General features: G+C 58.8%; 21 protein-coding genes and 1 tRNA gene. 13 read left to right on the forward strand and 9 right to left on the reverse strand.

Annotated features, from left to right (window positions below):
* Window positions 1-69: 69 nt before the first annotated feature.
* The 4 genes from acsF (at window position 70) to chrA (ending at window position 6,061) form a co-directional block, all read left to right on the forward strand.
* On the forward strand, window positions 70-1,161 hold the full coding sequence (acsF, locus tag ACVWY9_RS12520) for a magnesium-protoporphyrin IX monomethyl ester (oxidative) cyclase (RefSeq protein WP_414424555.1): 1,092 nt from the start codon (window positions 70-72) through the stop codon (window positions 1,159-1,161).
* A 47-nt stretch (window positions 1,162-1,208) separates the two neighbouring features.
* Window positions 1,209-2,684, forward strand: coding sequence for a site-2 protease family protein (locus ACVWY9_RS12525; protein WP_457388681.1), 1,476 nt, complete (start codon window positions 1,209-1,211; stop codon window positions 2,682-2,684).
* Window positions 2,685-2,725: 41 nt separating this feature from the next.
* On the forward strand, window positions 2,726-4,687 hold the full coding sequence (locus ACVWY9_RS12530; RefSeq protein WP_457388683.1) for an O-linked N-acetylglucosamine transferase, SPINDLY family protein: 1,962 nt from the start codon (window positions 2,726-2,728) through the stop codon (window positions 4,685-4,687).
* Between the two features lie 102 nt (window positions 4,688-4,789).
* Window positions 4,790-6,061 (forward strand): chromate efflux transporter, encoded by a 1,272-nt coding sequence (chrA, locus tag ACVWY9_RS12535; protein ID WP_011432884.1) that lies wholly within the window; start codon window positions 4,790-4,792, stop codon window positions 6,059-6,061.
* Window positions 6,062-6,135: 74 nt separating this feature from the next.
* On the opposite strand, the gene lgt is transcribed toward chrA, so the two are convergent.
* Window positions 6,136-7,275, reverse strand: coding sequence for a prolipoprotein diacylglyceryl transferase (gene lgt / locus ACVWY9_RS12540; RefSeq protein ID WP_457388685.1), 1,140 nt, complete (start codon window positions 7,273-7,275; stop codon window positions 6,136-6,138).
* Window positions 7,276-7,755: 480 nt separating this feature from the next.
* On the opposite strand from lgt, the gene ACVWY9_RS12545 reads away from it, so the two are divergent.
* Window positions 7,756-8,004, forward strand: coding sequence for a molybdopterin-dependent oxidoreductase (locus ACVWY9_RS12545; RefSeq protein ID WP_457388687.1), 249 nt, complete (start codon window positions 7,756-7,758; stop codon window positions 8,002-8,004).
* A 281-nt stretch (window positions 8,005-8,285) separates the two neighbouring features.
* Window positions 8,286-9,494, forward strand: a complete 1,209-nt coding sequence (locus ACVWY9_RS12550) for a Coenzyme F420 hydrogenase/dehydrogenase, beta subunit C-terminal domain (protein WP_457388689.1) — start codon at window positions 8,286-8,288, stop codon at window positions 9,492-9,494.
* 3 nt (window positions 9,495-9,497) lie between these two features.
* Here ACVWY9_RS12550 and ACVWY9_RS12555 read toward each other — a convergent pair whose 3' ends face one another.
* Window positions 9,498-10,694 carry an aspartate aminotransferase gene (locus ACVWY9_RS12555; RefSeq protein ID WP_457388691.1) on the reverse strand — a complete coding sequence of 399 codons (1,197 nt, stop codon included), beginning with the start codon at window positions 10,692-10,694 and terminating at the stop codon, window positions 9,498-9,500.
* 160 nt (window positions 10,695-10,854) lie between these two features.
* Here ACVWY9_RS12555 and der point away from each other — a divergent pair, with 160 nt between their 5' ends.
* The 3 genes from der (at window position 10,855) to ACVWY9_RS12570 (ending at window position 14,067) form a co-directional block, all read left to right on the forward strand.
* Complete coding sequence (gene der, locus ACVWY9_RS12560; protein ID WP_011432890.1) at window positions 10,855-12,234, forward strand: ribosome biogenesis GTPase Der; 1,380 nt, start codon at window positions 10,855-10,857, stop codon at window positions 12,232-12,234.
* Window positions 12,235-12,257: 23 nt separating this feature from the next.
* Window positions 12,258-12,722 (forward strand): SsrA-binding protein SmpB, encoded by a 465-nt coding sequence (smpB, locus tag ACVWY9_RS12565; RefSeq protein ID WP_011432891.1) that lies wholly within the window; start codon window positions 12,258-12,260, stop codon window positions 12,720-12,722.
* 88 nt (window positions 12,723-12,810) lie between these two features.
* Window positions 12,811-14,067 carry a BMP family lipoprotein gene (locus tag ACVWY9_RS12570; protein ID WP_457388694.1) on the forward strand — a complete coding sequence of 419 codons (1,257 nt, stop codon included), beginning with the start codon at window positions 12,811-12,813 and terminating at the stop codon, window positions 14,065-14,067.
* A gap of 11 nt (window positions 14,068-14,078) precedes the next feature.
* Here ACVWY9_RS12570 and ACVWY9_RS12575 read toward each other — a convergent pair whose 3' ends face one another.
* The 6 genes from ACVWY9_RS12575 to ACVWY9_RS12600 form a co-directional block, all read right to left on the reverse strand.
* Entirely contained in the window at window positions 14,079-14,681 is a 603-nt protein-coding gene (locus ACVWY9_RS12575) for a glutathione S-transferase family protein (RefSeq protein ID WP_414342730.1), read from the reverse strand.
* Window positions 14,682-14,809: 128 nt separating this feature from the next.
* Entirely contained in the window at window positions 14,810-16,009 is a 1,200-nt protein-coding gene (locus tag ACVWY9_RS12580) for an RNA-guided endonuclease InsQ/TnpB family protein (RefSeq protein ID WP_457388707.1), read from the reverse strand.
* Window positions 15,897-16,490, reverse strand: coding sequence for an IS607 family transposase (locus tag ACVWY9_RS12585; RefSeq protein WP_457388696.1), 594 nt, complete (start codon window positions 16,488-16,490; stop codon window positions 15,897-15,899). Before ACVWY9_RS12585 ends, ACVWY9_RS12580 begins: the two co-directional genes overlap by 113 nt.
* Before the next feature lie 54 nt (window positions 16,491-16,544).
* The gene (locus ACVWY9_RS12590) at window positions 16,545-17,672 is read right to left on the reverse strand and encodes an aromatic ring-hydroxylating oxygenase subunit alpha (RefSeq protein ID WP_414424585.1); all 1,128 of its coding nucleotides are present in this window, start codon (window positions 17,670-17,672) and stop codon (window positions 16,545-16,547) included.
* Between the two features lie 237 nt (window positions 17,673-17,909).
* Window positions 17,910-18,995: a GTPase Era gene (era, locus tag ACVWY9_RS12595; RefSeq protein WP_457388698.1), complete on the reverse strand. Its 1,086-nt coding sequence runs from the start codon at window positions 18,993-18,995 to the stop codon at window positions 17,910-17,912.
* Between the two features lie 282 nt (window positions 18,996-19,277).
* A complete protein-coding gene (locus ACVWY9_RS12600) occupies window positions 19,278-20,957 on the reverse strand; it encodes a SpoIID/LytB domain-containing protein (RefSeq protein ID WP_457388700.1) in 1,680 nt (559 codons plus the stop codon).
* An 89-nt stretch (window positions 20,958-21,046) separates the two neighbouring features.
* On the opposite strand from ACVWY9_RS12600, the gene ACVWY9_RS12605 reads away from it, so the two are divergent.
* The 3 genes from ACVWY9_RS12605 (at window position 21,047) to ACVWY9_RS12615 (ending at window position 23,383) form a co-directional block, all read left to right on the forward strand.
* A complete protein-coding gene (locus tag ACVWY9_RS12605) occupies window positions 21,047-21,478 on the forward strand; it encodes a DUF1818 family protein (protein ID WP_414382812.1) in 432 nt (143 codons plus the stop codon).
* A gap of 89 nt (window positions 21,479-21,567) precedes the next feature.
* Window positions 21,568-22,374, forward strand: coding sequence for an FAD binding domain-containing protein (locus ACVWY9_RS12610; protein WP_011432898.1), 807 nt, complete (start codon window positions 21,568-21,570; stop codon window positions 22,372-22,374).
* Between the two features lie 574 nt (window positions 22,375-22,948).
* Window positions 22,949-23,383, forward strand: coding sequence for a type IV pilin protein (locus tag ACVWY9_RS12615; RefSeq protein WP_457388703.1), 435 nt, complete (start codon window positions 22,949-22,951; stop codon window positions 23,381-23,383).
* A gap of 34 nt (window positions 23,384-23,417) precedes the next feature.
* Here the strand turns inward: ACVWY9_RS12615 and ACVWY9_RS12620 are convergent.
* A tRNA-Arg gene (locus ACVWY9_RS12620) sits at window positions 23,418-23,491 on the reverse strand.
* A gap of 201 nt (window positions 23,492-23,692) precedes the next feature.
* Between ACVWY9_RS12620 and ACVWY9_RS12625 the strand changes: the two genes are divergently transcribed.
* Window positions 23,693-24,127, forward strand: a complete 435-nt coding sequence (locus ACVWY9_RS12625; protein ID WP_011432900.1) for a hypothetical protein — start codon at window positions 23,693-23,695, stop codon at window positions 24,125-24,127.
* Window positions 24,128-24,408 lie beyond the last annotated feature (281 nt).

Consider the following 24,408-nt stretch of genomic DNA (forward strand, 5'->3'; position numbering starts at 1 on the left):
CCCACGACGGCCAGAGAGGCTGGTAAACTGCGAGAGTATACCTGGCCTTTTCATCCGCTTTAAATCACTATGAGTCCCAGTTTGCAAGCTGCTCAAACTCAAGCGCGAGTGCCCACCGAGACCATCCTGACGCCGCGCTTCTACACCACCGATTTCGAGGCCATCGGCAAAATGGGCTTAGGGGATCGAGAGGCCGATTTCCGGGCCATCCTGCAGGAGTTTCGCGCCGACTACAACCGCCATCACTTCGTCCGGGGTGAGGAGTTCAACCAAGACTGGGAAAGCCGCCTGGATCCGCAGGCGCGCCGGTTGTTTGTGGAGTTCTTGGAGCGCTCCTGTACAGCCGAGTTCTCCGGTTTTCTCCTCTACAAGGAGCTGTCGCGCAAGCTAAAAGAGACCAACCCCGTTTTGGCCGAGTGCTTTGCCCTGATGAGCCGCGATGAGGCCCGCCATGCCGGCTTTCTGAACCGCGCCATGGGCGACTTCAACATGGCCTTCGACCTGAGCTTTCTCACTAAGCACAAGTCTTACACCTATTTCGCGCCGCGTTTCATCTTCTATGCCACCTATCTCTCGGAGAAGATCGGCTACTGGCGCTACATCCTCATCTACCGCCACCTGGAGGCCCATCCCGAAGACCGCATCTACCCCATCTTCAACTTCTTCAAGAACTGGTGCCAGGACGAGAACCGCCACGGCGATTTCTTTGCGCTCATGCTCCTAAGCCAGCCGCGGCTGCTCAAGGGATGGGTGGCCAAGCTGTGGTGCCGCTTCTTCTTGCTGTCGGTGTTCGCCACTATGTACCTCAACGATGTGGGAGAGCGCCCGGATTTCTACCGCCTCATCGGGCTGGATCCCCATACTTATGACATGGAGGTAATCTACAAGACCAACCGCGAGGCGGCCAAGGTGTTCCCGGTGGTGTTGGATGTGGAAAACCTTGAGTTTGTGCGGCGGCTGCAAAAGTGCGTGGCCAACAACGCTAAGCTGAGGGAGATTGCCCGGGGATCCGGCCCCTTCAAGGGTTTGCGCAAGCTGCCCCTCTACTTGGATAACTTCTATCAGTTTTTGCGGCTGTTCCTCCTGAAACCTCGGAAAGCTGGCTTCTACCTGTGGGAGCAGCCGGAGCCCCGTTTTGAAGGAACGGCTGTTTCTGCTTGAGCCGTCTTGCCCTCAGCTTGGTACCCGTACAGCCTCATAGGTCAGCCATGAACATTGCCGCTGAGATTACGCCGCTCTTTTTGCTGGGAACGCTGGCCTTTTTGGGTTGGGGCTTCTGGAGAGCCCGTCGGCGGGGATCCTTAGCCGTTTGGGTGTGGTTGCAGGGATCCCTGCTCTTGTTGCCCTGGGTGGTCTTCCTAGGGCTGTTGCTGCTGGGAATCTACCTCAACTTTGCCGGTTTCCTGCTGCTGTTGCTGGTGTTTACGGGGCTTTACATTGCTGTGGGGCGCAAGACCCGCCAGTTGGCCCAACAGGAGCTGCAGGCCCGTCGCGAGCAGTTGGCTCGTCTGGAAGAGCAGGGGGAAGCCCCTTCGGCAGGGGAGGCGCCTTTGGAAGCGCCTGCGGTTCTGCAGCGGATCTCGGCTGAGGATCTGCAGGCCATTCAGTCTATTTTCGGCCTCGATACCTTTTTCGTCACCGAGACCGTCCCCTATGGGGAAGGGGCGATTTTTAAGGGCAACCTGCGCCAGGAGGCGGAGGTGGTGGTACCCCTGCTGGTGGAGAAGCTCAAAGAGCAGGTGGGCAGCCGCTACCAGCTCTTTTTGGTGGAGGATCCGGCGGAAAAGCCGGCGGTGGTGGTCTTGCCGGATCCCATCGTCAATTACCGCGCTTCCGTGGGGGCGCAGATCCTGGCGGGGGCGTTGCTGGTCTTCAGCTTCGTCGCCACGTTGGAGGTGGGGGCCAATCTCTTGGGCTTCCGGCTGTTGGATGCGCCGGGGCGCTGGGTGGAAGCCCTGCCGGTGGCGGCCGGGATCTTCGCCATCTTGCTGGTGCATGAGACCGGACACCGCTGGATGGCGGGCAAGTACGGCGTGCGCCTCAGCCCTGCTTTTGTTATCCCCAGCTTGGGGATCGGCACGCTGGGATCCCTGAACCGCATCCAATCGCCAGTGCCCAACCGCAAGGCCCTCTTCGACATTGCCTTTGCCGGCCCGGCAGCGAGCGGGATCCTGTCGCTGCTGGTGCTCTTGGCTGGCCTGAAGCTCTCCGGCTCCGAGGGTCTGTATGTGCCCACGGAGATCTTCCGCAGCTCCATCCTGGTAGGCACCCTAGCGCGGCTGGTGTTGGGATCCCAGTTGCAGGCGGAGCTGGTTCCCATTCATCCTTTTGTTGCCGTGGGCTGGATTGGCCTGGCAATCACCGCCTTGAGCCTGCTGCCGGCAGGGCAGCTGGACGGGGGTCGCATTGTGCAGGCGGTGTACGGGCGGAAGACGGCGGCCCGCGCCACCTTCATCACCCTGATTGCCTTGGCGGTGGCGGCCATCAGCAACGTCTTGGCCCTCTACTGGGCGCTGCTGATCCTGTTCATCGCCCGCGAGCCAGAGCGTCCACCGCAGGATGAGATTACTGAAACCGACGGTCAGCGGGATGCTTTGGCATTGCTGGCCCTCTTTTTGATGGTCATGACCCTGTTGCCGATTGCTCCGGCCTTGGCGGGCTTTCTCAATTTCCCCAACGGCTGATGGGGTAGAGGCCCAGGATCCGCCGGCGAGAGGAGCTCACTGTGTCTGGACCGGGGAAAGGCTTTGGCCTAGGCAGAGCTGGAAAGGACAGAGGAGAGCACCTGCAGCGTCTGTTGGCCCAAGCCGTTCGCCATCACCAGGCAGGGCAATGGCCACAGGCTGTCTCACTTTACCAGCAGGTGCTGCAAGCCCAGCCCACCCACCCCGAGGCACTGCACCTCTTGGGGGTCTGTCGGCAGCAACAGGGATCCCTGGACGACGCGATTGCCCTGATCCGGCAGGCCCTTGCCCACCAGCCCTGGTTTCCCGACGCCCACTTTAATTTGGGAATTGTTCTCAAGCAGGCGGGGCAGCTGGCGGAGGCGAAAACTCACCTGCAACTGGCCCTAGAGCAGGGGGGGCCGGACGCGGAAGTTTTGTACCAGCTGGGGCTGGTGCTGCGGCAGCAGGGGGATTTGGAGGCGGCCCTTGTCCCCTTGGGACAGGCCCTGGAGCTGCAGCCGGACTTTGCCGATGCCGCCTACACCCTGGCCATCCTGCTGCGGGATTGTGGCCGGGAGGAGGAAGCGGCGGAGCTGTTCTACCAACTCTGGCAAGCGGATCCCGCCGACTTGGCCGCGGCCCTGGGGTGGTGTGTGAGCCAGTTGCCCTTGCTGTACGCCTCGGCAGACCAAGTTTCCGTGGCCCGGGAGCGCTACCGCCAAGCCCTACAACAGGTAAAGGCCCGCTGGGAACAACTGCCGCGGGATCCGATAACCCTGGAGCAAGCGGCTGCCGGGATCGGCTCCGTCCAGCCCTTCTTTTTGCCCTACCAAGGCCAGAACGACCGCGATCTGCAGCAGCTCTACGGATCCTTGGTGAGGGACGTGATGGCGGCCCGCTATCCCCAGCCCTCCGTCCTCTGGCAGCGACATCCTGGCCGAGTGCGGGTGGGCATTGTCTCCGGCCTGTTTCGGGATCACTCCGTTTGGAAGATCCTGACTCGTGGCTGGGTAGAAGCCCTGGATCGTGCTCAAGTGGCCCTCTACGGCTTCCACACCTCGGTCATCCAAGATGAGGTCACGTGCTCCCTGCCCCCTCGTTTTGAGCACTTTGTGGCCGGATCCCGCAGCATAGAAGAATGGCAAGCGGCTATTCGAGAGGCACAGCTGGATGTGCTCCTCTACCCGGAAGTGGGCATTGACCCGGTCTGTGCCCAACTGGCCGCCCTCCGCTTGGCGCCGGTACAGGCGATGGCCTGGGGCCACCCGCAAACTTCTGGCCTGCCGACAATAGACGTTTTCCTCAGCAGCGAGCTGATGGAGCCGCCGGACGGGGCCGGCCATTACACCGAGCAGCTCCTGCCCCTGCCTGGCATCGGCACCTACTATATTCCCCTAGAAGTTGACCCCGCCCCTGTGGACTGGCAAGCTTGGGGGGTGGATCCCGACAGGGTGCTTTACCTCTGCGCCCAATCCCTATTCAAGTACTTACCTCAGTACGACGAGGTGTTCCCCCGCATCGCCCGGGAAGTGGGGAAGTGTCAATTTCTATTTTTGCGGGGCCGCCTCTCCCAAGGGATCCGCGAGCGCTTTTGGCAGCGGCTGCGACGAGCCTTTCAGGCCTATGACCTAGCTGCCGAAGAGTATGTGGTGCTCCTACCGGAACTCTCGCCTGCAGAATATGCCGCCTACAACGCCCTGGGGGATATTTACCTGGATAGCCTCGGCTGGTCAGGGGGCAACACCACCCTGGAAGCCCTGCCCCACGGCCTGCCCATCGTCACCTTGCCCGGATCCCTGCTGCGGGGCCGCCACACCTACGCCATCCTGCAGCAGATGGGGATCCTGGATACCATCGCCCACACCCTCGATGAATACGTCCAGATTGCCAGTCAGTTGGGCTTGGATCCAGAGTGGCGAGAGCAAATGGGCCAGCAGGTGAAAGCACGTCAAGATCGCGTCTACCGGGATCCCGCGCCGATCCGCGCTCTGGAAAAGTGGTTGCGAAGCCTGAAGACCTGAGGGGGCAGTTTGGGTGAAAGGATAAACGGGCGAGTGTTGTCCTCTTGAAGGGATCCCGGACAGATGGCAGGATAGGCGGGGTTGTCTTGCCGGGCTTTGCCCATGTCTTCTGAGTCTGCTCCCGGTCAGTTCCCCAGGCCGGAAAACGCCCCCGACAACTTGCCCTCCCTTTCAACGCGCCTGAAAGAGATTGCCGTGGTATTCCTGCGGCTGGGATCCCTGGGTTTCGGCGGCCCCCAAGCCCACATCGCCATGCAACACGATGAGGCGGTGATCCGGCGGGGCTGGATGAGCCAGGAACAATTTACCGAAGGGGTGGGCCTATGTGAAATGTTGCCAGGGCCAGCTTCTACCCAGATGGGGATCTATGTCGGCTATGTGCGGGCAGGCTGGTTGGGGGCGGTGCTGGCGGGGATTTGCTTCATTGCCCCTGCTTTTGTGATCGAGGTGATTTTTTCTTGGCTTTACTTTCGCTTTCAGGGGGTGCCGCAGCTAGAGGGGATGTTTTTTGGGGTGGCCCCGGTGGTGATCGCCATTATCCTGGCCTTTTGCTGGAAACTGGGCCGTAAAGCTGTGAAGGATTGGAGCCGGGGGCTGATCGCGGTGGCGGCCTTTGCCCTGCTGCTGATTGGGGGGGTGAATATCCTGTTGCTGTTCGGGCTGGCGGCTCTGGTGGGGCTGCTGCTGTATGGGCCCAAAAAAGGCCCACTATCGGGGATCCCGATTTTACTCCCTTGGCCAGTATTGACGTTGGCCCAGACGGTAGTGGCCACGGTTCCACCGGAAACCCTTATCCTGAGCAGCTTTTGGGGTCTGGAGCGGATTGGTGCCTATTTCTGGCCTTTGACCTTGTTTTTCCTGAAAGTAGGCGGCACCATCTTCGGGGGAGGGCTGGTGATCATCCCCTTCATCGCCGACGAGGTGGTGGATCAGTTGGGCTGGTTGACGCCGACAGAGTTCTTGGATGGGGTGGCCATTGGGCAATTTACTCCTGGCCCGGTGGTGCTGACGGCAGCCTTTATCGGCTACAAGGTGGCAGGGGTGCTGGGGGCCCTGACGGCAACAGTGGCCATCTTTGCCCCTTCTTTTGCCTTTATTTTGCTGGCAGCTCCGGTTCTGTTGCGCATACGGCACAATGCTTGGGTGAAGGGATCCCTGCAGGCAATTACCCCAACGGCCCTGGGGGCTGTTGCTGCGGCTACAGTGCCCTTGGCCCAAAATGCGCTGCTACAACAAACAACTCCCGCTTCGCTGGTGGCTTTGGGGATCGGGGTAGCGGCCTTCATTGCCTTGATGCGCTTTCGCCAGCCCACTTGGCTGTTGGTGTTGATGGGAGGGGGGGCGGGTTTGCTGGCCCGAGGTCTGCTGGCCTAAAGGTTTTGCTCCCTGGCCCTGCTTTCTCCTTGGGGGTGAGGGAATGACCCTGATTCAGCCTGATGGCCACGGCACTAACTGGCTTGGGCCAGCCCTTCCTCAGAGGGATCCCTGCCTTCCAGGCGACAAAACAGTTGCCGCATGAGCAGCTCCCGTTGGCCAAGAGACAGGTGAGGGGCAAGGGTGCCGGGAAAGTGGGGCATGGCGAGGGTGACACGATCCAACAGGTCGGCGCGGCGATGTCTCTGTTGAATAGCCCAAGCCCGTTCCAGAAGGTTTTGGGCTGCTTCTGGCGCTAATCCCGCTTGCTCCGATAACCACGCTGCCAGTTGTTCCAAATCGGGGTCGAAGCGCAGCCGGTACATGTAGATCAACATGCCGATCCCGATCACCAAGCCCAAGCCACTGGCTACATAGGCGGCTTTGATGGAAGTTCCCGGCAGATAGGCCACCGCCGACACGCGCAAGATTTCGTAGGGGATGCGGATCAGGCTATAGCCGACAACATAGGTCCAAACCCAAGTGCCATCTTTGAGTTTGGGAAAGCGCCAGAACATTCCCATCAAGAGGGCAAATAGAAGCAGGTTGAGGACGCTTTCGTAAAAAAAGATGGGGTGAAAAAACTCAAATTGGCTGTATTCCGGCTCGCGGGCTTGGGGAGGAATGTACACCCGCAGCGGCCAAGGGCTGTCGGGAGGAATAGGGGCACCGTAGGCCTCAGAGTTGAAAAAGTTGCCCCAGCGCCCGATGGCTTGGCCCAAAATCAACCCCGGCGTGAGCACATCGGCGTACTTCCAGCCGTTGATCCCGGTGGCGCGGCAATAGAAGTAGAGAGCCAGAGCACCGGCCAGCACCCCGCCATGGATGATGAGACCCCCCTGCCAAATGGCAAAGGCCGAGAGGGGGTTGTCTTGGAACTCTGACCAGTGGGTGAGGACGTAGTAGAGGCGGGCGCCCAGAAACCCAGATATTACCAACCACAGGGCCAGTAGCTCCACTCGTTCACTGGCTTTGCCAGGCTCTTTCTCTAGATGACGAGATTCTGCCAACGCTTTGGTCAAGATCAAGCCGACCAACACGGCCACTGCCATCAATAGGCCATACCAGCGTAGGCCCAGCCCTCCCACCAGCGGGGTGCCGGGGGGAAAGCGGAAGACAAATTCTCCAGGTGAGCTGAAGGTAAGGCCCAACAGCCCTGCACTCCATAGGTTCATCGACAACACGCTCTGCACCCCAAAATTGCTCAACTCAGTTCCACGAGTCGGCCTTATCAACCTCACCCGCTTGGGTTAGCGGGACGGAGTTCCTTCCGGGCTCTTCTCCCCTATCCCCGGCAGCCATTCACAGGCTCCAACAGGGATCCATTCTCCCCGATCCTGAAGCAGCGCCAGTCCTCGTTCCCGGTTGACCCGATCCTACAGGCCCGTCACGGACAAGATTCCACCCTAGAGCCCATACCTTTACCAAAAAGCTAGGTCCAAAGCCCCGCCCTTCCAGGACGGCTTTTGCCCTGTTAGACCTGCAATTAAGATACACCCACGCTGGTCGGAGATGCCAAACTCCTCAAGGCCACTCCAGCGCAGTACCAAGCCTTCGATGACGGAGTACACCGGCCAAGTGGTGGGGCTAGATGGGGGCGACAGCAGTGGGCAAGCTGTGCCGTGTCTCCAGTTTTTGCGTTGTACCGAAAGGAGATGGAGGGTGTCAACTGGACAGGGGTGTGGATCCCGGATGGGTTGCAGTTGGTATCCATTGCTCCTGAGGCCAAGGCGGTGATGCAACACTGTTATGGCGGCTACACCACCAACCTGACTCTGGAGGAGTTCACCCGCCCCGAAAACTACCTGGTTCATACCCTGGAAGGACAACCGCTCCCGGTAGGGCCGGTGCGCACTTTGATCCCTCACCCATATGCCTGGAGTTTCCCCCCTGAGATCAACTGAGCTTTTGGGGGAGCAACGGCTACTACATGGGCGGTGAACCCTGGGCGGAAGAACGCTACAGCAATCTATAGAGGCTCTGAAATTTTGCGCTCCTTTAGCAGGGATCCCTCGAAGTTCTTTGCCGCTATCTGCCGTTTTGGCCGCAAACTGAAGAGAGCACCTTGGTTGCCGTTGCTGCGAACGCCTGAGGTGCCTGTGTCTTTAGATCTCAAAGAAAGCTTAAATAGCAAAGCTCAAAAGATCCATTGGACTCCATTCCGCTTACGCAAACACTAGAAATCATGGGATCCCGTTCACCGCGTCCAGCCCGGCCCATCCGTTCCGGCCGCTATCCGGCCAAAGAGCTGTGCAGCCAGTGCGGCCTCTGCGATACCCGCTACGTGGCCCACGTCAAAGAAGCCTGTGCCTTCTTGGACCAGCAACTGACCCAGTTGGAAGAACAGACCCACGGGCGATCCCGGGAATCGCTGCGCTCAGGATCCCTTGCCGTCACTGATACCGATTACTTCGGTGTCTACGAGGCGATGTACACAGCCCGCAAGCGGGATCCGATCCCGGGGGCCCAGTGGACGGGCATTGTCAGCAGCATTGGCATGAAGGCCCTCACCACTGGCTTGGTGGAAGGGGTGGTGTGCGTGCAGGCGGATGAGCGGGATCGCTTTCAGCCACGGCCCATCCTGGCCCGTACCCCCGAAGCGGTCTGGGCGGCGCGAGTTAACAAGCCAACTCTTTCTCCCAACTTGTCTGTGTTGGAGCAGGTGGAGCAAAGCGGCCTCAAGCGCCTATTGGTGATCGGGGTGGGCTGCCAAATTCAGGCTTTGCGGGCGGTGGAAAAAAAACTGGGCCTGGAGAAGCTGTACGTGTTGGGCACGCCCTGTGTGGACAATGTCAGCCGTGCCGGGCTGCAAAAGTTTCTAGAAACCACCAGCCGCTCCCCACAGACGGTGGTGCACTACGAGTTTATGCAAGACTTCCACATCCACTTCAAACACGAAGATGGCTCGGTGGAAAAGGTGCCCTTCTTCGGCCTCAAGACCAAAGAACTCAAGGACGTGTTTGCCCCCTCCTGCCTCAGTTGTTTTGACTATGTGAATGCTCTGGCAGATCTGGTGGTGGGCTACATGGGATCCCCCTTGGGCTGGCAGTGGCTGCTGGTGCGCAATCAGCGGGGGCAAGAGCTGTTGGACTTAGTCTGGGAGGAGCTGGAAACCCAACCGGTGATCTCGCAGGGATCCCGGAGGGCGGCAGTGCAGCAGGGGATCCCTGCCTACGACCAAGCCCTGAGTTTGCCAATGTGGCTGGCTCGCCTCTTGGGGGCGGCAATCCAGCGCTTTGGGCCGCGCGGCCTGGAATATGCCCGCTTCTCCATCGATTCCCACTTCACCCGCAACTACCTCTACGTGCGCCGCCACTATCTCCAGAAGTTGGAGCAGCACGTGCCCCCCTTTGCCCGGCGGATTGTGGAGCAGTACCAACTCCCGCAAGACTGAGGCTCAGCAGTAGCGGATCCCAGCTTCCGCCCAGCGATCGATAGCCTGACCTATGCGCTCGCAATCGGCAATTAGGCTAATCCGCACGTAGCCCTCTCCTCCCTCTCCAAAAGCGCTGCCGGGGGTTACGACCACGCCTGTAGATTCCAGCACCCGCAGGGCAAACTCCGTCGATCCCTCAGGGGTGCCGTCGGCAGCGCGGGGGGTAGGGATCCAGAGATACATCGTCGCCCGTGGCGGCTCGATCCGCCAGCCCAACTCCGCTAGGCGGCCGATCAGATAGTCGCGCCGGCGGCGGTAGCGCTCTTGTACCTGCTCCAGGTAGCTATCCGGCAGGCGCAGGGCAGTTTCGGCGGCCTTTTGGATGGCGGCAAAAATGCCGTAGTCGAGATTGGTTTTCAGGGTGCGCAAGCTTTGGATGATCTGGCGATTACCCACCACAAATCCCACCCGCCAACCGGCCATGTTGTAGGTTTTGGAGAGGGTGTGGAACTCCACTGCCAAGTCCTTGGCCTCTGGGATCTGCAGCAAGCTGGTGGGCCGGTAGCCGTCAAAAGCCAGCTCGGCGTAGCACAGGTCGTGCACCAGGATGAGATCGTAGCGGCGGGCAAACTCCACCACTTCCTCAAAAAAAGAGCGGGGCGCCACCGCAGCCGTTGGGTTGTTGGGGTAGTTAAAGTAGAGCACCCGCGCTTGCTGAGCCACTTCCGGCGGTATTTCTTGCAGATCGATCAACCACCCCTTCTGCGGGCGCAGCATCATCGGGTAGATCTGCCCGCCGGCAATCATGGGGCCGCGAAAATGGGCTGGATAGGCAGGGCTGGGCACCAACACCAGATCTCCGGGATCCACATAGGCCAGAGCCAGGTGGGTCAGCCCCTCTTTGGATCCCAGCAAAGGCAGCGCCTCTCCATTGGGATCCAGCTCCACCCCGTAGCGGCGCCAGTACCAATCCGTGATCGCCTGGCGGAAGCTGGCCGTGCCCTCAAAGGGCGGGTAGCCGTGGTGGGCGGGATCCGCAATGGCCGCCTGCGCCGCCTCCACCACCGGCTGTGGGGTGGGACCATCGGGGTTGCCCATGCCCAGATCGATCAAATCCAACCCCTGCTGGCGGGCGCGGGCCTTCAGCTCATCCAAGCGGGCGAAGACATAGGCGGGCAGCTTGTTCAGCCGCTGGGCGGGAACGAGAGCGCGGTTCATGGCAAGAATGGGGAAGGGGCACAGCCGGTGCCTGATGGGAGGATAGGTACCTAACTTACCGCCAGACCTGCATCCAAAGCAATGATCGAGATTGGCGGCTTTGGGCATCCGGGATCCCGAACAGCTAGGATAGATATCCCAAGTTATCGACGAGCCAACAGTGCCCCTACCTCTTGTGGCCATTGTGGGCCGCCCCAACGTGGGCAAATCCACCCTCGTCAACCGCATGGCGGGGGTGCGTTCGGCCATTGTGCACGATGAGCCCGGCGTGACCCGGGATCGCCTGTACCAGGAGGTGGAGTGGAACGGGCGCCGCTTGCGGGTGGTGGACACCGGCGGCCTGGTTTTTGGCGACGACAGCGAATTTCTGCCCCACATTCGCCAGCAAGCGATGGCAGCCATGGCCGAGGCGCAGGCCGTGATCTTCGTGGTGGATGGCCGAGAGGGACTGACACCCGCCGATGTAGAAGTGGCCGATTGGCTGCGCAAACAACCCCTGCCGGTGGTGGTGGCCGTAAACAAGTGCGAGTCGGGGCAGATGGGCCTGGCTCAGGCAGCAGCCTTTTGGGAGCTGGGGCTGGGGGATCCGATCCCCTGTTCCGGCATCCATGGCAATGGGGTAGCCGAGCTGTTGGAGGCGGTGCTGGCTCACTTGCCCGAAGTGACCGCAGAAGCCGCAGGCGAGCCAGATCCCATCGCCGTCTCGATTGTGGGACGGCCCAACGTCGGCAAATCCAGCCTGCTCAACCGCCTGGTAGGATCCGAGCGGGCCATCGTCAGCCCCATTTCCGGCACCACCCGCGATGCCATCGACACCGTGGTCACCTGGGAAGGGCAGCCCTATCGCCTCATCGATACCGCCGGCATCCGCAAAAAAAACCGCGTGCAGTACGGCATTGAGTTCTTCAGCATCAACCGGGCCTTCAAGGCCATCCAGCGCTCGGATGCAGTGCTGCTGGTGATCGATGCTTTGGAGGGGGTTACCGAACAGGATCAGAGGCTGGCCGGGCGCATCGAAGAAGAGGGCCGCGCCTGCGTTGTCGTCGTCAACAAGTGGGATGCAGTAGAAAACAAAGATACCCACACCATCAACGAGTTCACCCGCGAGATTCGCGACAGGCTTTACTTTATTGAATGGGCGCCGCTCCTGTTTGTCAGCGCCCTCACCGGGCAACGCACCCACAAAATCTTTGAGCAGGTGAATACCGTGGTGGCCGCCCACCGCAAACGGGTTCCCACCGCCGTGGTCAACGAAGTGCTCCAGGATGCTCTTGCCTGGCAATCGCCCCCCACCAACCGCCAGGGCAAGCAGGGCAGAATCTACTACGGCACCCAGGTGGCGGATCGGCCCCCCACCTTTGTTCTGTTTGTCAACGATCCCGATTTGTTTAAGGATAACTACCGCCGCTTCCTGGAAAAGCACTTCCGGCAAAACCTGGACTTTACCGGTACCCCCATTCGCTTTCTCTGGCGCGGCAAATCCGAGCGCTTGGTTGGGCGGGCGGTGCGAAAATTGGAGAGATCCCTGACCTCTCGTTAGGCCCTCTGGTCTACTGAAAGCCTATGGCTGTGGATCCCAACGTCAAAACCCTGGTTGACAACCGTCGCGCCCGCTTCGAGTACGACATCTTGGAGACCTATGAGGCCGGGATCCAACTGACCGGCACAGAGGTGAAATCGATACGAGCGGGCAAAGCCAACCTGCAAGACGCTTTTGCCCTCTTTCGGGATGGGGAAGCATGGCTGCACAATCTGCACATCTCCCCCCATGACACCGCCAGCAAAGTGTTTAACCACGACCCTACCCGCCGCCGCAAGTTGCTGCTGCACCGCCGCGAGATCGACCGCCTACGGGGCTTGGTGGAACAAAAGGGCCTGACCGTGGTTCCCCTCAAGCTGGTGCTCAACCGCGGCTGGATCAAAGCCCATCTGGGCGTGGCCCGCGGCAAAAAGCTCCACGACAAGCGGCAGGCAATCAAAGAGCGGCAAACCCAGCGGGAGATTCAGCGGGAACTGAAGGAACGATAAATTTCTCCCTGAGCCCCTGCTGGCTTCCACGTCGTTTGCCAAGCGCCTTTTTGTATTCTCAGATACAGCGATCTGCAGCGGGATCCCGATGATGGATGTAGTCTTCCGGCTTTGGATCCCTGTTCTGTTGGAGCTGCCTGTGAGCTGGAATCTTATTCGCGCTTTTTCTCCCTCGAGAGGCTGGGCTATTGGCCTGGCAGTCGCCGCTCTACTGGGATCCACCCCCACAACGGCGCAGGAGACCTTCAAAGTGGGCATGGTGCTGGTGGGGCCGATGCAGGATGGCGGCTGGAGCCAGGCGCATGTGGAGGGCAGCGAATACGTCAAGGCCAAGTTGCCTGGTGTCGAGTTTGATTACCTGGACAAGGTGAACCCAGCGGATCGGCCCAATGTGCGCGCCTCTCAGGTGGCGGATGATATGATCGCCCAAGGGGCCAAGGTTATCATCTTTACTTCTGATGACCACAAAGACGACGCGATTGAAACGGCCCGCAAGCATCCCGAGATTGCGGTTATCCATGCTTCTGGGGACATGGCCTGGAAGGAGGGGAAAAATTACATCGATCTGCCCAACTTGGCCAACATCATGCCCCAGATGGAAGCGATGCGCATGGTGGCTGGCTGTGCTGCAGCCCTGGGCTCCGAAACCGGCAAAATTGGCCTATTGGGACCTCTGATCAACGATGAAACCCGCCGTTACGCTGCTGCTGCTTACTTGGGGGCCAAATACTGCTGGGAAACTTACCGAGATCGTCCTGAAGAGTTGCAGTTCCGGGTGACCTGGATTGGCTTCTGGTTCAACATTCCAGGGGTTACTTTGGATCCAAGCAAGGTTGCCGATGACTTTTACAACAGCGGCTTTGATGTGGTGATGTCGGGGTTGGATACACCGGAGGCGGCGGTGCAAGGCAAGCGGGCTGCTGAGGCCGGAAAGCGAGTGCGCTACACCCACTACGGCCTGGCCAGCGGTTGTAACTTTGCGCCCGAAATTTGCCTGGGGGTTTCCTACTACAACTGGGGGCCAGGATACAAGCAATTGATCGAGGCAGCTCGCGCGGGCACCTTCGAGAGCCAATTCCTGCGTCCGCCCATCGACTGGTCAGACATCAACAACCCGGACACGTCTTCGGCGGGGTTCATCATGGGAGAAGCCCTGGAGCCAGAAGATAGGGCTAAGTTGGAGGAGTTCATCGCCGGCTTGGGGAATGGCAGCATTCAGCTCTTCAAGGGGCCACTCAACTTCCAAGATGGCACGCCCTTCTTGGCTGAGGGGGAAGTGGCCAGCGAGGTCGAGATTTGGTATCTGGGCCAGTTGCTAGAGGGCATGGAGGGAGCCAGCAACTAGCGGAAGGCGTTCTAGGCTCCGGGTAGGGGGAAGAACCGGTCGGTTTCTTTCACCCGCTGACACCAGGCTCGGATCTGAGGAAAGGGCTTGAGGTCAAACCCGCCCTGCTCCGCCACATGGGTGTAGGTGAAAAGGGCGAGATCGGCGATGGTGTAGCGGTTGCCCACAAAAAATGCTTTCCCCTGCAGGTGGCCTTCCATGATCTCCAAGGCCTCTGTTCCAGATTTCAAGTTCTGGGCGATCACGTCAGCATGGGCCTCTGCTTGGCCGGCCCGCACCCAGAAGCGAGTGGTGGCGATGTAGCGGGCAATGCGGGTTTGTTCAAAAAGCAACCACTTCAAAATCTCGGCCCGTTCCAACTTGTTTTGGCCGTAGAGGGGGGTGTCTTCTGCCAGGTAAACCAAGATCGCGGCGGACTCGGCCAAGACCGTTCCATCTTCCAGTTCCAAAGCCGGGATCTGGCCCAGGGGGTTTTTGGCCAGGTACTCGGGGCGGCGGTTTTCTCCGGCCCTGGAGTTGACTTCAACCGTCTCATAGGGGATCCCCAATTGCTTGAGGAGCAATTCCACTTTGTAGCAATTTCCGGAGGTTGGGATCCCGTACAGTCGCAACATTGTGGTTAACCTCAGCCCAAAGCACCTTACAAAGAACTTCGTCCTAACAACGCCAACGGCAACCCAATCAACAAAAACCCTCTGTCCCTAACACTTTTTTAGCAGCTTTGTTCTTCCAACTGATACATTTACGCTGAACACTGCTGAGCACTACTGCTCAACGGTGAAGCGATAGCATTCTGCCCGTTTCCGAACAGAAAGGCGGTATCCCGCAAAGCTCTGAGCATAACACCCAGAGCGCCTTGCCAATCTCGTGGTAGCCTGTGGTTGCACTTGGGGCATCTAAACACCTTTGCGCCACCCAACTTAGTGTGGATGTGCCCGCACTTGGTACAGGTTTTGCTGGTGTACGCCTCCGATACTTCCACGACGACCACGTTTTTCTTTTTGGCTTGAAACTTCAGGAACTGCTTGAACCGATAGTGCGCCCAGGTGAGCATCGCCCTCGCTGTCTTGCTACCAAACTTCCTCCCTGCCTTGGCAACCATCTTGGCTGACTCGAAAGTGGGGAGGAATATCAATCGGTAGTTATCCGTTAAGAACGCCGCTACCTTGCGATGGCACTCGTCCACCAAGTTCCTGATTCTCTCCCGCAGACGAAACGCCGCTTGCCGCATTCGCCTGCGCCTGAGTCTCGGTGCTTTGCTCAGCCTAGATTGCAGATCGTCTAGGTGGTAGCACAGCCGAGCGATTCTACCGAAGTCTCCTTTGGCAATATCTACAAAACCCGCTCCATTAAACCCTGTGAAGAAGCTTCTTACTCCAGGGTCAAGCGCAACAACCCCCTTTGCTAACGAACACTGCTCGTTCACGGGCTCAGGAAAGATGGCATACCATCTGTCTTTCACCCGCATTAGTTCAGTCCCACGTGCCCATTCTCTGGGCATCTCCTCGGATGCACGGAACGCCAAGCCTCGGGTGAGTTTCGGATACCACGTCCCATTGCGAAAGTTGCCGGCGTTGAATTGCAGCGTATGCGACCCGTCCCGCACACTGCGAAACCTCGCGTCTTTGCTTCGGCGAAACGCCAACCACGCCTCGACGACCGCGTTCTGCTTGATGTGGCAGGGGGCGTCCTTCACCCACTGCGGCAAGTCCGATTGCAGGATAATATTCCGCAGCTTTTCTGGGGTTTTAGTAGTGCCATGCTGACGCTGATAGGCAATCGCTTGGTTGTAGCAGTACCGGCACGCCGCTTGCCACCGCTTCCAAACTTTAGCCAGCGCCAGCTCTGGATAAATCCGTATCTTTCTCGATTGCAGCCCGATATTTTCTGAGTCCGTAGAGCCGACTGCTGAAGCAGTGCAGGATGGTGAGGATATCCTCAACCAGTTCCTGTTGGGGAGAAAGGTGATCGTCATCGAGAACCAAGATTTCGCACCCGTATTGACGGCAGTACCATTCAACGAACTCAAATCCAAACCGGCAGAGTCGATCCCGATGAGCGACCACAATTGTTCCGACATCTCCTGTACGAACTCGCTCCAATAAGGCAAGGAACTTTGGTCTTTTGAAGTCGAGACCGCCGCCAATCTCTCCGACCACTTCGGCTCCAGGATAGAGGCTAACCAGTTTTGCAATCTGTCTCTCCAAGTCTGGTTTCTGTCTTCGGCTGCTGACTCGGGCGTACAAAACGACTCGTTTGACTTTTCTTGGCGTTTTGATGTAGCTGTCGAGGTCATACCTTCTCGCCCTACCGGATGGTGTGCGTATTGCCTTGATCCAACCTTTCTGTTCCCATCGCCTCAAAGTGTGGAGACATACCCCGAAATAGTCCGCCGCTTCTCTCGGTTTCACATACCTAGCCATACTAAGCAGCCATGCTGAACATACTATACGTTATTTCCAGTATAGTCCAGCATATCATTGACTAGAGTCATGCTCCTGCATCTGCCGGCGGTATTCCCGCCCAAAGGCTTGCAGCAACCCTTCTGCATGGGAAAGAGGCCCTGCTTCATAGGCACGGGATCCCACCCCTTGCTGGGTGAGCTCGCACAGGTGCCAATCCTGTCGATTGGTGCGATCCCACAATTCCACCACCTCGCTGGGATCAAAACCATCCAGCGCCAAGGTCTCCGGCTCAAACAGCCAATCGCAGACGACCCGCGTCCGGTCGGATCCCTGGGGCCACAGAGTGTGGGTCATGACATAGTCCGGCTGCAGGCTCAAGAATAGATTGGGCATAAGGGTGTAGTAGTAGGCCCGCCGTTGGTTCTCGCCTCGCACGGTGGAGATCAGGGGCAAGCTGCGTTGGCCACTCATGTTTAGGCTGGTCACATCTGGGTTGAGCAACATGTAGCCGCCCAAAAAGGGGCCTTCCATCAAGTCGTTGCGACCGCTGCGAGCCGGCGAAAGACGGGCCAATTCCGGGTGAATGAGGGGGCAGTGGTAGCACTCAGAGTAGTTTTCAAACAGCAATTTCCAGTTGGCTTGAACGTGGTATTCAATACGATGACCTCGCCGCAAAGCAGACAAGTTCCACTCTCGGAAGCGGCCTTGCAATGGGGCAAAAACCTCATCGAAGGGCTGAGGATTGCGGCTGAGGTTGACCCAGACGAAGCCTTCCCATTCTGCCAAGGCAGCGGAGTGGAGGGGATAGTCTTCACGGCGAAAGTCTTCCACCTCGTGCATCTGGGGAGCCGCCAACAATTGTCCATCCAGCCCATAGCGCCAGGCGTGGTAGGGGCAAGGGATCCCATCGGCAAAATGGCCTTGGAGCTCGCTGCAGAGTCGGGTTCCTCGATGGCGACAGTGGTTGAAGAAGGCATGGGCTTGCCCCTTGGGATCCCGTACCAGGATCAGGCTTTCTCTGAGCACCTGCACCTGCAAAAAGTCTCCGGGTTGGGCCAGATCGGCACTGCGCCCCACGCAGAACCACTGCCGATAAAAAATCTGCTCAATCTCCGCCTCAAAACGGCTGGAGGAGACGTAGTAGTGGCCCGGCAGGGTGCGGGCGCCGGGTTGAACCGTAGCGGGATAGAAAGCGGTCATGGGGCAAAGCAGCGATAAGAAAAACTGCCGTTGAACTCCAAAGGCTTTGCTATCCAAGCTAACGCAGGGATCCCATCCGGCATCTATTCCAAGCAGATCCAAGGCATTTTTAAGGCATTTTTGAAGCATTCCCCCCAAGCACGCTGTGCTGCTCGCGCAAATACCCCAGTCTCCTACCCACAAGGGGAGAGGGGGGCATAAGAACTCCGTCCTGCTGACGCAAATGGCTTATTCCCGCTAGGGGGACGTAGCGCTGTAGCCCAAGTCGCGCAGAAGGTGCTCAGAGCGCCGCCAGTGGGGCCGCACCTTGACAAACAGCTCCAGGTACACCTTGCCCAGGATCAGCTTTTGAATCTGCAGGCGGGCTGCCTGGCCGATCCGCTTGAGCCTTTCCCCCCCTTTGCCAATGAGGATCCCCTTTTGCGAGTCCCGCTCTACATAGAGGGTGGCCAAGATGCAGGTGACGTTGGGGGTTTCTTCCACCTGGTCGATGGTCACGGCCACGGAATGGGGCACTTCCTCGCGGGTCTGCAGCAGCACCTGTTCTCGGATCAGCTCCGCCATGATGAACCGCTCCGGCTGATCCGTCACCAGATCCGGCGGGTAGTAGTAGGGGCCGGTGGGCAGCAGATCGATGGTGGCTTGGATCAGGGGTGTCAAACTGCTGGGATCCAAGGCAGACACCCAAACGACAGGAGCGCCGGGGCGCAGGGCTTGGTAGCTCTCTTGGTGAGCTTGGCGCACGGCAGCATCCCGAGGAAGCAGATCCGCTTTGTTGCAGACGATCAGGCAGGGGGAAGCAGCAGGGATCCGCTCGGCAATAAAAGCATCCCCGCGTCCTGCCGGCACCGATCCATCCACCACGAAGAGGATCACGTCCACAGCGGCAATGGCTGCCTGGGCGTTGTGTACCAAGATTTCCCCCAGGCGGTGGTGGGGTTTGTGGATGCCAGGGGTATCCACCCAGATGATCTGGGCTTGGGGTAGGGAGAGGATCCCCTGCAGGCGGTTGCGGGTGGTCTGGGCCACGGGAGAGGTGATGGCAATCTTTTGTCCCACCAGGGCGTTGAGTAGGGTGGACTTGCCCACATTGGGCCGCCCGATCAGCCCCACAAACCCCGACTTAAACCCTGGCGGGGCAGCCGGGATCGCAGACAGTTCCCCACTGCTGACACGACCGGGCGCCGATTCCCCTTCTGCTGCAGCAGCGGAGGACTCTGTCCCGCCGTCGCCAATGGATCCCTGTCCCTCAGGGGAGGGATCCCTCCCGTCTGATGGAGAATGGGGATGTCCGGCGCTCTGCTCTCGTAGCTCTTGTGACATACTCCCATCGCTGACCCTACGGGTACAGCGTGGGCTTCTCGCTTCATCGGGGAGCCTACGCAAGAACCCTCCACGAGCAGACACGGAATGCCCTACCGCGTAGTTGCACCAGATTCCGGCAAAAGCCGTTTTGTGCAACTACTCCCATCATACACCATGTGGGGGTATCTGTATCCCGACACTGACTCTACGAGTACAGTGCAGGGCTTAGCTACCCCCACACCCCGACAAGCTAAAGGCTCTGTCCCGCTGTCGCGAACGGCCATAACTTTCACCCAACCTCTAGCGGATAGAGTAGGCCGCTGAGGCGGCAGGCAACTGCAAGGATAGGGATCCCAGCGGGGCCAAGGTGGTGCCGGGGTAGTAAAAAGCGAGGATTTGCGCCGCGTTAAACCCCTGCCGAGCCAGGGTATAGGAGCCGTACTGGCTCAAGCCCACCCCATGGCCGAAGCCGCCGCCGATAAAGCGATAGCCTGCCAATCGCTCCCCTTGTTTCAGAGGCTCTATCCGAAACAGGGTGCTGTACAGGCGAGGAAAAGCCAAGCGTACCTGATCCTTGCGCAAAAGAATCGAGCGGATCCCTTCTGCCGTCTGCAAGTCCAATTGCATCACCTGCACCCGGCCACTGGCGGAGCGCTCCAGGATCTGCATCCCCGCGATGCTGCTCCAGGTGGGCATCGGGATCCCTAGGTAGTCTTGGCCGGCCCGAAACTGGGTGTTCAGCTCCTCCAAAGATAGGGAGAACTCCCAGCGGAATAGGCGGGATACTCCTGCTTCGTTGAAGCCCTCTCGCTGGGCCAAAAACGCCTGGAAGCTGCTCTCCTGCCGCAAATCCAAGGGCTTACCCGGTTGATGGGCAATATCCGCTTGCCGGCGCAGGTAGGGGCGCGGATCCCCGTCCCAAACATCTTCAAAGGCCGCCGAGATGCCGCCATTGGTAGAGGAATAGACAGCATCCACCAGCTCGCCATTGTAGGTGAGCACCAGGCCACTGGTTTGGCGAATGGCCTCGTCAGCCCGCGGGTGGGTTCCGGTCAATCCCTTGTAAACCTGGCAGTGGGTATTGGCACAGAGCTGATAATCGTCAACCTGAAAGCGGTGGAGGTTCTTGAGGGCGTAGGTGCGCGCCAGGATCGCCTGGGCAGCCATGGCGGCAAAGGGAGCCCCTGGCCCCACCTCGTGGGGAACTACCCCCCGCAAATAGGTTTCCAGGGGCACGGCGTTGACTACGGTGTAGCTGCCGTAGGCATTGGGCTGAAAGGTGATGGATCCGGCATAGTAGTGGTCGTTCACCCGTAGATAGCCGGCATCAGAGGTCACCCTGAGGCGGGTGCGGTGGTAGCGAAAGTGTTCATGGATCCAGCTCAGCTCCGCCCGTTCTCGCCGCTCCTGCACCTCGAGCCGCACATGGGGGATCCCTTCTTTCTGGGCATACTGCTGAATCTGGGCCAGTTGTTGCGGGGTGTAGGCGCGGTTGGCCCACACCTGCCATTCTTGCGGCTGGGCGATCTCGGTGCTGATGCCCAGAGACTGCCAATGGTTGGCATTGGCCTCGGCACTCTCAAAGCTTTTGTGGCTGCTGAGGATTAGACGGTATACGGTTTCCGGGGTGGTCAGGGCGCGATTGACAATGCCGATGCTGACCCGAGGCGTTCGCTGGGTCTGGGTGCTGCCGTCTGCTTGAGGGAATTCCAGGGTGAGAAGGGATCCCGTCGGCGCCGCCAGCTCCACTTGATCCGTCTCAGAACGGCCAAAGCGTTGCAAAATGCCTATATGCAGGATTGGGTTTTCGGGGGTGGCCGCCGTGGCAAAGGTCTCTTCACGAACTCCGGTCGCGTCGGCGGCATGGAGCGCCAAGGCCGTCAGCAACAGGCCCAAGCCGGAAATGAGGGTGCTCTGCTTGCAGGACGAAGTCCTTGAAAACCGGCGAGGTTTGGCAGTGGGAGGCTGACAACTGGCCATGGCCGCTTTATCCTAAAACACACCCTGTCGATTTTACCCGCATCTTTTCTGGCCCACCTGCAGTGGTCGCGTTAGCGGTGCGGAGCACCATGGATGCTTTTCCTCGCATGTCTGTTCCCGACGACGGGTTCCCAATCGCCACGGCGGGACGCCGCCCCTCTTTGCACAAGGGATCCGGCTGGAGGCTGGGCTGGGATCCCACCCGTTCCCCTTTTGTTGCCCTGGTGGGGGGAGAAGCCTGGGCGCTGGAGCTCACTCAGGAGGAGTGGCAAGCGTTTGTGCAGGGGGTGCAGCGCCTGCAGCAGGATATGGAGGCCATCGCCTCCCAACTGATGGCGGAGGAGGGCATTACGCTGGAGCAGACTTGCCCTGCTTTGACGTTGATTGCCAGCGGCAGCGCCACCGCCTGGGGCCTCTACGTGCAATTGCATCAAGGCCGGCGCGGAGAAGGTTTTTGGCCTGCTGATGTTGTCCCTGAGCTATGCCAGGCCCTCGCCCAATGCTTTCAGGAAGCTCTCTAGCCCCCTGAAGCCTGCAGTCTGGATCCCTGCCCAGGGTTTTTGGGGCGAAGCTACAACCCCTTGATTCCCTTCAGCGCCTGAGAGAACCGATGGATCTGCACCATCTGCACACTTACATTCGTCCCCAACAGCTTGAGGACTTGACCGCCTGGGATCCCGGCTGGAACTGGCTGGCCGGGGGGACTTGGCTCTTCTCCCAGCCGCAACCCCACCTGCGGGGACTGGTCGATTTGCATCCTCTGGACTGGAACGAGCTGGAAATCAGTGCAGAAGGGTTAAAACTGGGGGCAACCTGTACCTTCCAGCAACTGTTGCAATACGATTGGCCACCCCATTGGCCAGGGATCCGCGCCCTGTGCGAGGGAATGGCGTCTTTGGCCTCTTTTAAGGTGGCCCACTTGGCAACGATAGGGGGAAATCTCTGCCTGGCCCTGAGTGTCGGTGTCGTAGCACCCGTGTTGATCGCCCTTGAGGCCACCTACACGCTGATCGATCTGCAGGGATCCCTGCGCCACATCCCCGCTCAGGACTTTCAAACCGGCCCCCAACAAACTCTGCTGCAGCCGGGCGAAGCCTTGCGATCCATCTGGATCCCGGCCCAACGGCTGCGCGGCCCCAGCACCTTTCAGCGGCTCGGCATCACCCAAACGGATCCCGCCTTGGTGATCGTCGCTGGATCGCGCGATCCCGACTCAGGCGATTATCGCTTCGGACTCAATGCTGCCCTTTCACCCCCACAACTGGTGCGGCTGGGATCCCGGCCCAATCCAGAACACCTTCCCCAACTTTTGGCAGAGCAAGCCCACGGCTGGATCGCGGATTTTCGGGCCAGCGCCCTCTACCGCCAACGCATGAGTGAGGTATTGATTCGCCGCTGTATAGACATCTTGGGCTAATCGGGGTATTGCCCCATCCCAACAGGGGGCTGAGAACAACGTACTCATCCTGCCAAAGCTCCCGCCGCTCTGAAAGTAAAGGTTTTAGGCGTGGGTCAGTGCCCCAGTTTGAATCGAAATGACCATAAGTCTGACATTCCCGTCCATAGGATTGAGATAGCCACAGGCAAAAATTCATCTGTTGCTGTTCCAAAAATGGGTAACACATAAAAAGTTTGGGGCAGTAGCAACTGGCAGTGTCACCCCATAGACAGCCGCGAAAACAGTTCACAGTGAACTCAGATTTATCTGGCCTTAAAACTTGAAGCCAGTTTACAAAAAATTTACCTACAGTTGATATCCAGTGGGGTTTTGGATTCAGGAGTTCACATGATTTGATGAGGAAAGTTTTGGGTCTGCGAAGGGTAACCTGAGACCAAGAAAAGGCTTGAATACCAGGGCAAGATCCTTCGGGTTTAGCCGGGTGCCTGATTTCTCCCAAAGTGGGGCTGAGGCTGTCATGAATCGGTTTTCCCTTCATGAAGTCTATCTCAGGAGAATCCTTTTCCGTCTGGCCACTGCGGCTCCTCGTGGCATGACATTGATCGAGTTGCTGGTGGTCATTGTGATTGTCGGTACTCTCTGCGCGGTGGCCATTCCCAACCTGCTTAACCACATTCGCCGTTCCAGAGTTGCTGAAGCCCAAACAGCTTTGGCGACCATTGGCCGCGCTTCAGAAATCTTCCGCATGGATTTTACGGTTTATCCTTCCAGCTACGCCGATATTCAATTCGGAGGGATCCAAGGGGATCGTTATCTGCAAGATCCCTGGCAAGCCCCCAACTATCGTCTCCCCGAAGTTGTTCCTCCCACTCCTGGCCCAGCTGGCATGCGTTGGATGACGGAGTCTCACACCTACACAGCTGCTGGTGGGAATCCCCTGCGCTGTGACATCGGCCTTGGGGATCGCCAGCAAGAGGTTTTGGTCTCCGGCTACAACCTACACAACTCCTGCAACCTCTATCGTTGACCTGCCCAGGCAGGAGTCTGGCGGCTTGAGGAAGCGGGACTGGGCGGACTTGAACCGCCGACCTAGCGCTTAGGAGGCGCTTGCTCTATCCATCTGAGCTACAGCCCCTTGTCGAACATCCTACTGCTCTTAGCCCCCATCTCAGATTACAGCCCTTTTGCAGATGAGGTGATACCCGACCAGTTCTCATCATGCCCCAACTGGGTCTGGCGTTATCGGTTGTGTTGTTGACATTGACCTGCTAGACATCTTCTGTGATGCTAAGAAGTGTTAAGCTAAGGACTTGGATCCCAAACCGAGGTCAGCCCTATGGAATCCCTTTCTGATCCCTTCGTCAATCCCCCCATTTACTCTGCCATCGCCTTATTCAGCTTTTTTGCTGTCATCTTTGGCATCATTTTCAAGGACAATTTGGAATACCAGGTGGCCCTTTGGCAGCTCAACCGGGATAGCCAAGCGCAAATTCGCTACCGCACTCCTGGGGTGATCCTCACCTACAGTCTCTGCTGCCTGTTTACCTCTGGGTTTGTGGCCGCGTGTCTGAACGTGTTTGGCCTGTCTATGGCCTTGGCCGCCTGCGTCGGTGGGATCCTAGTGTTGAGCACGGCAGGCTTGGTGTGGTGGCAGTTGGGATCCCTGATGGCTCTGTTGGCTGCCGGTGGATCCCAGGCCATCGATATTGACTCTTACGGAGCAGGGGCCATTTTGGATTCTGAGGCGGCAGCACCCCCCGAGGGAGAATAGGATCTTGGAGTAGTCTTACCCCATGCCCTGGTCTAGCTGGATCAGCTGGATCCAGAAGAGCGTGCCTACAGAGTAGAGAAAGCTTAAGAAGTTTCTGGCCAACTTGTTAAAACGAGAGAACAAGTGCCAGCTCAGCTTTTGAAAAACGCCTCTTTCTGTAAAAAATTACAAATTATAGTCATTCCAAACTAGGTTGTGTTGATCTTTCATTTGAGCCAAAAGAGAGCACTGACGAGATAGAGAAAACTCAAGAAGTTCCTGGCCAATTTGTCAAAACGAGA

It is taken from the genome of Thermostichus sp. OS-CIW-31 (genome assembly GCF_054060305.1).

Coding starts and splice junctions, on each gene's coding strand:
- acsF (WP_414424555.1), top strand. CDS start 70: ATGAGTCCCAGTTTGCAAGCTGCTCAAACTCAAGCGCGAGTGCCCACC.
- lgt (WP_457388685.1), bottom strand. CDS start 7,275: ATGAACCTATGGAGTGCAGGGCTGTTGGGCCTTACCTTCAGCTCACCT.
- ACVWY9_RS12615 (WP_457388703.1), top strand. CDS start 22,949: ATGACATTGATCGAGTTGCTGGTGGTCATTGTGATTGTCGGTACTCTC.
- chrA (WP_011432884.1), top strand. CDS start 4,790: ATGTCTTCTGAGTCTGCTCCCGGTCAGTTCCCCAGGCCGGAAAACGCC.
- ACVWY9_RS12525 (WP_457388681.1), top strand. CDS start 1,209: ATGAACATTGCCGCTGAGATTACGCCGCTCTTTTTGCTGGGAACGCTG.
- ACVWY9_RS12570 (WP_457388694.1), top strand. CDS start 12,811: ATGATGGATGTAGTCTTCCGGCTTTGGATCCCTGTTCTGTTGGAGCTG.
- smpB (WP_011432891.1), top strand. CDS start 12,258: ATGGCTGTGGATCCCAACGTCAAAACCCTGGTTGACAACCGTCGCGCC.
- ACVWY9_RS12555 (WP_457388691.1), bottom strand. CDS start 10,694: ATGAACCGCGCTCTCGTTCCCGCCCAGCGGCTGAACAAGCTGCCCGCC.
- ACVWY9_RS12625 (WP_011432900.1), top strand. CDS start 23,693: ATGGAATCCCTTTCTGATCCCTTCGTCAATCCCCCCATTTACTCTGCC.
- ACVWY9_RS12585 (WP_457388696.1), bottom strand. CDS start 16,490: ATGGCTAGGTATGTGAAACCGAGAGAAGCGGCGGACTATTTCGGGGTA.
- era (WP_457388698.1), bottom strand. CDS start 18,995: ATGTCACAAGAGCTACGAGAGCAGAGCGCCGGACATCCCCATTCTCCA.
- ACVWY9_RS12600 (WP_457388700.1), bottom strand. CDS start 20,957: ATGGCCAGTTGTCAGCCTCCCACTGCCAAACCTCGCCGGTTTTCAAGG.
- ACVWY9_RS12590 (WP_414424585.1), bottom strand. CDS start 17,672: ATGACCGCTTTCTATCCCGCTACGGTTCAACCCGGCGCCCGCACCCTG.
- ACVWY9_RS12605 (WP_414382812.1), top strand. CDS start 21,047: ATGGATGCTTTTCCTCGCATGTCTGTTCCCGACGACGGGTTCCCAATC.
- ACVWY9_RS12610 (WP_011432898.1), top strand. CDS start 21,568: ATGGATCTGCACCATCTGCACACTTACATTCGTCCCCAACAGCTTGAG.
- ACVWY9_RS12545 (WP_457388687.1), top strand. CDS start 7,756: ATGGAGGGTGTCAACTGGACAGGGGTGTGGATCCCGGATGGGTTGCAG.
- ACVWY9_RS12550 (WP_457388689.1), top strand. CDS start 8,286: ATGGGATCCCGTTCACCGCGTCCAGCCCGGCCCATCCGTTCCGGCCGC.
- ACVWY9_RS12575 (WP_414342730.1), bottom strand. CDS start 14,681: ATGTTGCGACTGTACGGGATCCCAACCTCCGGAAATTGCTACAAAGTG.